9 protein-coding genes are annotated in these 8,048 nt (G+C 65.0%); 4 read left to right on the forward strand and 5 right to left on the reverse strand.

Annotation, left to right across the window (positions count from 1 at the left end; genetic code table 11):
- Position 1: 1 nt before the first annotated feature.
- The 3 genes from U5709_RS00320 to U5709_RS00330 all read right to left on the reverse strand — a co-directional run bounded on the left by U5709_RS00320 (position 2) and on the right by U5709_RS00330 (position 2,024).
- Positions 2–301 carry a helix-turn-helix transcriptional regulator gene (locus tag U5709_RS00320; RefSeq protein WP_321972514.1) on the reverse strand — a complete coding sequence of 100 codons (300 nt, stop codon included), beginning with the start codon at positions 299–301 and terminating at the stop codon, positions 2–4.
- A 180-nt stretch (positions 302–481) separates the two neighbouring features.
- Positions 482–682 carry a hypothetical protein gene (locus U5709_RS00325; RefSeq protein WP_321972515.1) on the reverse strand — a complete coding sequence of 67 codons (201 nt, stop codon included), beginning with the start codon at positions 680–682 and terminating at the stop codon, positions 482–484.
- Between the two features lie 40 nt (positions 683–722).
- Positions 723–2,024, reverse strand: coding sequence for a DNA repair protein (locus U5709_RS00330; protein ID WP_321972516.1), 1,302 nt, complete (start codon positions 2,022–2,024; stop codon positions 723–725).
- Between the two features lie 156 nt (positions 2,025–2,180).
- Between U5709_RS00330 and thpR the strand changes: the two genes are divergently transcribed.
- The 4 genes from thpR to U5709_RS00350 all read left to right on the forward strand — a co-directional run bounded on the left by thpR (position 2,181) and on the right by U5709_RS00350 (position 4,269).
- On the forward strand, positions 2,181–2,714 hold the full coding sequence (gene thpR, locus U5709_RS00335; protein ID WP_321971813.1) for an RNA 2',3'-cyclic phosphodiesterase: 534 nt from the start codon (positions 2,181–2,183) through the stop codon (positions 2,712–2,714).
- Between the two features lie 180 nt (positions 2,715–2,894).
- Positions 2,895–3,266, forward strand: coding sequence for a hypothetical protein (locus tag U5709_RS00340; RefSeq protein WP_321971812.1), 372 nt, complete (start codon positions 2,895–2,897; stop codon positions 3,264–3,266).
- A 14-nt stretch (positions 3,267–3,280) separates the two neighbouring features.
- Positions 3,281–3,865 (forward strand): flavin reductase family protein, encoded by a 585-nt coding sequence (locus U5709_RS00345; protein ID WP_321972517.1) that lies wholly within the window; start codon positions 3,281–3,283, stop codon positions 3,863–3,865.
- A 140-nt stretch (positions 3,866–4,005) separates the two neighbouring features.
- Positions 4,006–4,269: a hypothetical protein gene (locus U5709_RS00350; RefSeq protein WP_321971810.1), complete on the forward strand. Its 264-nt coding sequence runs from the start codon at positions 4,006–4,008 to the stop codon at positions 4,267–4,269.
- A gap of 145 nt (positions 4,270–4,414) precedes the next feature.
- On the opposite strand, the gene recQ is transcribed toward U5709_RS00350, so the two are convergent.
- Both recQ and U5709_RS00360 read right to left on the reverse strand, forming a co-directional pair.
- Positions 4,415–6,313 carry a DNA helicase RecQ gene (gene recQ, locus U5709_RS00355; protein ID WP_321971809.1) on the reverse strand — a complete coding sequence of 633 codons (1,899 nt, stop codon included), beginning with the start codon at positions 6,311–6,313 and terminating at the stop codon, positions 4,415–4,417.
- 173 nt (positions 6,314–6,486) lie between these two features.
- A partial coding sequence (locus U5709_RS00360; RefSeq protein ID WP_321972518.1) for a response regulator occupies positions 6,487–8,048 on the reverse strand: 1,562 nt, incomplete at its 5' end.

Genomic DNA, 8,048 nt, shown 5'->3' on the forward strand with positions numbered 1-8,048 from the left:
GTCAGCCCCTCACTCTTTGCGGCAGGCTTTGGTCGGCTCGGATACGGCCGTAATCCGTTTCGTAGGGATCCGTGGCGTCCACCACGGCGTCGAGGCAGTTGAGCGCGCGGCACACGTTGAGGAACGTCTCGAGGCTCACGGTCGGGTCGCCGTTCTCGAGCCGAGAGATGGTCGAGCGCGAGACGGCGGCCTTGTCGGCGAGCTGCTGCGAGGTGAGGTTGTAGAGTTTTCGCCACGTCGAGATGTTCTCGCCGATTCGGCGCGCGGCAAGTTTCGTTTTGGCTGTCGTTGGTCTCTTCATGGCAATCCTAACGTCTGGAATACACGACACTATATCATTTAGTGTCTGATAAAGCGGACATTAAATTGTGTGAGTATCGGCTGTTTACGACGTGGTCCTCACGCCAGCCTATGCAAGCTATTGGGAAGCAGCAAGAAACGCTCGGCTCCGCACGCAGCCGCCGGCTTTGCTGTCGCAACGCTATTCCTCCAGCGCCGCCGTTCGCGCGTCGTCGCTCGCGGCCGCCGCGGCCTCGGCGCGGGCCAGGTACTCCTCAAAACCCACGAGCGCGGCGAAAGGCATGAACTGGGTCGCCCGCTCGGCCTGGGGCTTCGGCAGGCGGGCCGTCCGAGGGCGCCCCAGCGGCTCGTCCTCGGGACAGTGCCTGCGGGGCGCCTGCACTTCGGCTGCCCCACCGCGGCCCGTCGACCGGATCTGTCCCTCACTCTGCACGGTGGCCTCCAACCTGGTTGTTTCTCTCCCTCTGCGTGGCCTCCTCGCGAAAGCTCACGCCGCGCAGCAGCGCGTTCTTGCCGAACTTCCTCTGCACGGCAAGCGTCGCGGCACTTAGAGAATGCTCCTCCTCGTCCGCCTCGACGTCGTCGAAGAGCGTGTGCGTGGCATAGCGCTCGTCGGCAAGGCCGCCAAGGCTCACGCTGAGGCGGCGGATGGAGCGGTCGCGGTCGGCCACCTCGTCGTAGATGTCCAGCACCCAGCCGAGCAGCTCGTTTCGCGAGTTCGTCAGCTTGCCGAGCTTGCGCGCGGCGCCCGCGCTCTGCGCCCCCAGGTCGTCCCACGAGTAACCCACGTACAGCGAGACCGAGTCGCAGACCAGGTGCTTCTCCACGAGGTCGAGCGCCGAGGCCGACGCCATCTCGCGCAGGACGTTTCTTGCCTCGGCGAAGCTGTAGTCGCGCATGAGGACCTGCCCGTTGCTTGTCGAGTGGCCGCGCGGCTTGTAGGCGTGGATGTCGGCGATGGTGCAGGACTCGTAGCCCCAGGCGTGGTCGATGAGGTATTCCGCGTTGACACCGAATTCCTTGTGCAAGAACCGCTCGTCTATCTGCGTGATGCCCGCCAGGTCCACCACGTTGTACTGCAAGAGGCGACGCGCGATGCCGGGGCCGATGCCCCAGATGTCGGTGATAGGCCGGTGGTGCCAGATCTTGCGGCGGAACTCGCGTTCGTCCAGGTAACCGATGTGGTCGTCCACGTGCTTGGCCGTGATGTCGAGCGCCACCTTGGCCAAAAACAGGTTCGTGCCGATGCCCGCCGTGGCGCAGATGTGGGTCTCTTCCTCGACGTCGGCCATAAGGAGCTCGGCGAAGCTCTTCGCGTCGGTGCGGTAGAGCCTGAGGTAGGGCGTCGCGTCGATGAAGCACTCGTCGATCGAGTAGACGTGGATGTCTTGCGGGCTAACGCGCCGCAGGTAGATGCCGTAGATCTGGGCGGAGACCTCCATGTAGCGCTTCATGCGCGGGGGCGCCTTGATGTAGTTGATGTCCTTGGGGATCTCGAAGACGCGGGCGCGGCTCGAGACGCCGAGCGCCTTAATCGCGGGGCTCGCGGCCAGGCAGATGGTGCCGTCCCCGCGCGACGGGTCGGCCACGACGAGGTTCGTCGTAAAGGGGTCGAGGCCGCGGTCGGCGCACTCGACAGAGGCGTAGAAGCTCTTGAGGTCGATGCACAAATAGGTCCGCCCCGTGTCCACGGCGTCGCGTCGGATGATCGGGTCCGGTCCCATCTGCACCTCCTTCTGCGTTGTGGCTGCTACGTTGTGTGAGACTATTTTGGCCGAGGCGGCGGACAACAATCGCGACGATTCGTCCTGCCACACACTTAGCAACGTTTGTTCGCAAGTGGACAAAGGGACTGTCCCTTTGTCCAAAAGGGAGGCCACATGCGGGCGTTTATTGCCTTGGAGATGCCGGAGGAGTTCGTCGACGATGCCGCGGCGCTGGCTCGCCAGTTGCAGCGCGAGGTTGACGGTCGCTTTGTGCCGGCCGAGAACTACCATCTCACACTGGCGTTTCTTGGCGAGATAAACGAGGCCGTGGCGCGCGACGCCATGGACGTGATGGACGCCGCCTGCGCGACGGCGGGCCCGATGCCCATCGACGTTATTGGCCTCGGCGCCTTTGGCAAGTGTGCGGGCGGCGCGGGCCTTTGGCTCGAGATCGCGAAGGATCCCGAGCTCATGGCGCTGGCTGGGCGTGTGCGCGAGGGGCTCGCTTCGCGCGGCGTGGCCTTCGACGGCTCGTTTTCTTTCTCGCCGCACGTCACGTTGGCGCGCCGGGCCAAGCTGCCGGGCGGCGATTTGCCGCAGCTCACGTTCCCGCTGCCCTGCGAGGCCGTGCAGGTCACCTTGTTCCGCAGTTATCTGGAGAAAAACGGCCCCCGTTACAAGCCTCTGTACGCCGTCGAGTTCGGCTAAGGCGGAGAAATACTTAGCTAATTTTGGTGTCGAGGGCGCGCCGAAAGCCCCGCGCAGCCACGTTTGGGTACATCAAAAGCATCGATTGTGCCCGCCGGACCGCTCGTCCGTGCCGGGGGCGTCCCGCGCGAAGACGCGCTACCCTAGGAAGAACGAACGACTGCAACGAAGGAGACCCTCGTGAAGAACGTGACGAAGAAGGATTACCCGGCCTATGCGGTCGTTGAAGGCGCCGAGCGCGATATCGTCATGCTCGATGGCAAGTTTTGCTTTGTGACCCCTGGTGAGCGCGACGGCAAGGCCCGCCGCGTGACGACCCGCCAGCTCCTGTGGCTCATGGGCGACGGCAACATCGTCTTTACCGATGAGTCGGCAAAGCCCGAGTTCTTTACTGACCTGGCGTTTGTTCAGGAGCAGGAAGAGGTCGCGTCTCGTCGCAAGACGACCATCCTGCGCGTTGTCGGCGCCTGCGCGGCCGGTGCGGCCGTCGTTTCCGGCGTCGTGCTGGTGGCTCAGCACGAGCTTCTTTCCCGCGTCGTCAACAACAAGTAGGGCAGCGCGCACACATGGCTAAACAGGTTTGGGCTGGCGGCAACATGCTCTATCCGTTGCCGACGGCCATGGTGAGCTGCGGAAACGCTGCTGGCAAGAAGAACATCATCGCCATCGGGTGGACGGGTACCATCTGCACGAACCCGCCGATGCTCTACATTTCTGTGCGCCCCGAGCGCGCGAGCTACCCGATCATCCGCGAGTCCGGCGAGTTCGTGGTCAATCTGACCACCCACAAGCTGCAGCGCGCCTGCGACTGGTGTGGCGTGCGCTCTGGCCGTAACTACGACAAGTGGGCGGAGTGCGGCCTTACCGCTGCGCCGGCCGCCATGCTGGAGCTCGCCCCGGTCATCGCTGAGAGTCCGGTGAACATCGAGTGCAAGGTCACCGAGGTCAAGGAGCTCGGCAGCCACCACATGTTTCTTGCCAGCGTCGAGGCGGTGCAGGTGGAGGAGAGCCTGCTCGATGAGCGCGGCCGGCTCGACCTCGCGCGCGCAAACCTGACCGCCTACAGCCATGGCGAGTACTTTGACCTGGGCAAACGCGTCGGAACCTTTGGGTACAGCGTTCGCAAGAAGGCGCCGAAGAAGAAGCACTAGGCGGCTTCGGGCGGCTGCGTGGCGCCGTGAGCCGCCGAGAAAATCTCCCGATAACCGGAACACGTGTTTGTTGTCCCGTGGTCGTGGCATACTAGGAACGTACGTTCCGAGCAGGCCACGACAGACGGGAGGGGAGAAGCATGTCTCAGGGTGCCGAGAAGCGCACGCGTCGCTACGTGCGCGTGCGCTGCGAGATCGATGCCGATGGTGCGCTGACCCCCATTGCCGTGCTGTGGCGCCCGGGGCGCGCCTACGAGATCACCAAGGTGAGCCGCCGCGAGAGCTGGGCATGCCTCGGCACCGGCCGCGGCGTGCGCTTTACCGTCTGGTTCGGCGGCTATCAAACGCACCTGTGGTGGGACACGAACCGCTGGTACGTGATGAGCCGCCCGCCTGCGCGGTGATGTGGGCGGCCTGCGATTTGGGGACAGTCCCCTTTTTGCACACGCATGAGTGCTGCGAGCCCGTCGCCGAATCGTTGGGCGAGTCGCTTGAAACTGCCGCTCGTGTGCAAAAAGGGGACTGTCCCCAAATCGCAGGCCGCGCGGCCTACCCGTTGATCCGCGCGAGAAACGCTTCGCCGTAGGCGTCGGCCTTCTTTTGGCCCACGCCGGAAACCTGCAGGAACTCGTCGAGGTCGCGGGGCTTCTTTGCGCACATGTCGATGAGCGCCGCGTTGGAAAAGATGATGTAGGCCGGCACCTGCTGCTCGCGCGCGAGCTCGGTGCGAAGGTCAACAAGCCGCTGGTAGAGCTCCTGATCCACGTCGGCGAGCTCGACTGTGGCCGCGGTTTTGGCGCCGCGCCCGCCCGCGCCTGGGCCCGCGTCCGCGGGGCGCTTCTTGCGCGGCTTGCCCTTTGCCACGCGCAGCACGAACGGCTCCCCGTCCACAAGCCGGGTCCGCATAAAGGCGCCGCTCGCCGCCGAGAGCTGGATCGTGGGGTAGTCGCACGACGTGCGCGCGAGCAGCCCGCGGTACACGAGCTCGTCGATGAGGCTGCGGATCCGCGTCACCGGCACGTCGGCCATGATGCCGTAGGTGCTGAGCTGGTCGTATCCGCGGCTCAGGACCTTCTCGGCGCGCGAGCCGCGCAGGATATCCACGATGGTGGAGGCGCCGACGGTGCGCCCGCGCTGCGCGAGCCGGGCCACGCAGCTCACCACCTTAAGGGCGTCCACGGTGGCGTCCGCCTCCTCGAACTCGGCGAGGCAGTTCGCGCAGTTTCCGCAGTACGCGGGCGCCTCCTCGCTGAAGTAGCGCAGGATAAAGCTGCGCAGGCAGTCGGTCGTGGTGGCGTAGAAGACCATCTGCTTGAGCCGCGCCTCGTCGCGCTCGTGCAGCCAGGCGAGCTCCTCGGGCGAAAGGTCGTCGCGGTCGGTGCGGCTGAGCAGGAACTCCTGCGTGTGGACGTCGCCTGCCGAGTAGAGCAGCAGGCACTCGGCCGGGGTGCCGTCGCGGCCCGCGCGGCCGGCCTCCTGGTAATAGTTCTCCAGGCAGCTCGGGATGTTGTAGTGGACGATGTAGTTGACGTTCGACTTGTCGATGCCCATGCCGAAGGCGTTGGTGGCCACCATCACGCGGGCGCGGTCGTAGAGAAAATCGTCTTGGTTGCGGTCTCGCTCGTCGGCGCTGAGGCCCGCATGGTAGCGCGTGGCGGCGAGGCCCTCGTCGCGCAGCAGCTCACAGACTTCTTCGACGGCGCGGCGGCTCGAGCAGTAGACGATGCCCGATTGGCCGGCATGCTCGCGTGCGTAGGCGACCACGCGGTCGTCCTTGGCCTTCTTGTTGATGGGTCGCTCGACGAGGAACTTGAGGTTGGGGCGGTCGAAGCTCGCAAGGACGGTGTGCGGGTTTATGAGGCCGAGCGCCCGCACGATATCTTCGCGCACCTCGCGCGTGGCCGTGGCGGTAAGCGCCATCACGGGCGGACGATGCGGCAGCGCGGCGATAAACTCAATAATGCGCTGGTAAGAAGGCCTGAAGTCGTTGCCCCACTGGCTGATGCAGTGAGCCTCGTCCACGGCAAGAAGCGCTGCGCCTCGCTGTGCGACCACATCAATAAAGTAAGGGTCGTCCAAGCGCTCGGGCGCCACGTACACAAGCGCGAGCGCGCCCGACGCGATGCCGTGCAGGACGTCTGACTGCTCGGGCGCGGAAAGCGTCGAGTTGAGGCAGCTCGCCGCCACGCCGTACTGACGCAGTGCCCCCACCTGGTCCGCCATGAGCGAGATCAGGGGAGAGACGACCACCGTGAGGCCGCCCGCGGCCTCGGCCAGCGCGATGGCCGGCAACTGGTAGCAGATCGACTTGCCGGCCGACGTCGGCATGACGGCGAGCACGTCGCGGCCCGCGAGCGCCGCGTCGACGATGCCCTCCTGGTGCGGGCGGAAACTCTCGTAGCCGAAGACGCGGCGAAGGATCTCGAGCGGATGTGACGTAGCGGTCATACGGGCCCTTTCGGTGAAAGACACCTTTTCGCACACGCGCGCCTGCAATTTGGGGACAGACACCTTTTCGCACACGCGTCACGGCTGCAAGTTCGTTGCCGAATCTTTGGGCAAAGTCGTCGATGCCAAGGTTCGTGTGCGAAAAGGTGTCTGTCCCCAAATCGCAGGCGCGCCTAGGAGAAGACGTGGTCGAGGACGGCGGCGATGGCGTCGATGCTGATCGGCTTGATGATGTGTCCGTTCATGCCCGCGCGGAAGGCCTTGTCGCGGTCCTCGTCAAACGCGTTTGCCGTCATGGCCACAATCGGCACGTTGGCCTTCTCGTTGTCCGGCAGCGTGCGGATCTCGCGCGTGGCCGTGTAGCCGTCCATCCTGGGCATCTGGATGTCCATCAGCACCAGGTCGTAGGTGCCGGCGGGCGCGTCTGCCACCGCGGCCACAGCCTCGTCGCCGTCGTTTACGGTGTCGAGGACCATGCCCGTCTCCCCAAGGATCGCGCAGGCGATCTCTCGGTTGAGCTCGTTGTCCTCGACGAGAAGCACGTGGCGGCCGCTGTAGTCGTAGCGGCGCCCGCCGCCCGCGCCCGCCGTCGCGGCGCCGCCGCCCGCGTCGACGGCGCCGGCCGGCCGCGTGAGCACCTGCCTCAGCTCGGACATGAAGATCGGCTTGGACACGAACGCCGTGACGCCGGCCTCGCGGGCCTCGGCCTCAAAGCCGCCCCAGTCATAGGCCGTCAGAACGATAATCGGCACATCGTCGCTTATCACCTTGCGGATGCGACGCACCGTCTCTATGCCGTTCATGTCGGGCATCAAATAGTCAATGATATAGACCTTGTACTCGTCGCCCATCTCCTGCGCGTCCTGCGCGCGGATCACGGCCTCGTGGCCAGATGCCGTCCAATCGGGGCGCATCTGGATGTCGTGGAGCATCTTGCTCACGCTGCGGCAGGTGTCCAGGTCGTCGTCCACCACCAGCGCGCGGGCGCCCAGTAGCTCGGGGATGGGCTCACGGTCGGCGGCCTCGCCGGCCAGGCGCAGGTCGAGCGTCACGGTAAAGCACGAGCCCTTGCCCTCTTCGCTTTCCACCGAGATCTGGCCGCCCATCATGTCCACGATGTTCTTGGTGATGGCCATGCCCAGGCCCGTGCCCTGCTCGCCGGAGACCGTGGAGCTGTACTCGCGCGAGAAGGTGTCGAAGATGTAGCCGAGGAACTCCTCGGACATGCCGATGCCGTTGTCCTTAACGGAGAACTCAAGCGTGGTGTAGTGCGGCGTTGAGCAGGGCTTCTCGGCAAGGCGGATGATGATGTCTCCGCCGACCGGCGTGAACTTGTTGGCGTTGCCCACGATGTTGATGAGGATCTGGTTAAGGCGCAGCTTGTCGCAGACGACGTCCTCGTGCACCACGTCTTGTGTGTCGATGAAGAGGTGCTGGTTCTTGGCGTTGATGAGCCCCTGGACCATGGTGCGCAGGTCGCGCATGAGGTCGGGCAGGTGCAGCGGCTTCTCGTCGAGCTTCACCGTGCCGGACTCGATGCGGCTCATGTCCAGGATGTCGTTGATCAGGGAAAGCAGGTGCGTGCCGGAGGTTCCGATCTTTCCCAGGTAGTCCTGCACCAGAGCCGTGTCGTCAAGGTGGGTCTGGGCCAGCGCCGTAAAGCCGATGATGGCGTTCATCGGCGTGCGGATGTCGTGGCTCATGCTGTTGAGGAACGTTGACTTTGCGCGGTTGG

Origin of the sequence: Paratractidigestivibacter sp. (genome assembly GCF_963660155.1) — a bacterium.
GTDB lineage: Bacteria > Actinomycetota > Coriobacteriia > Coriobacteriales > Atopobiaceae > Paratractidigestivibacter.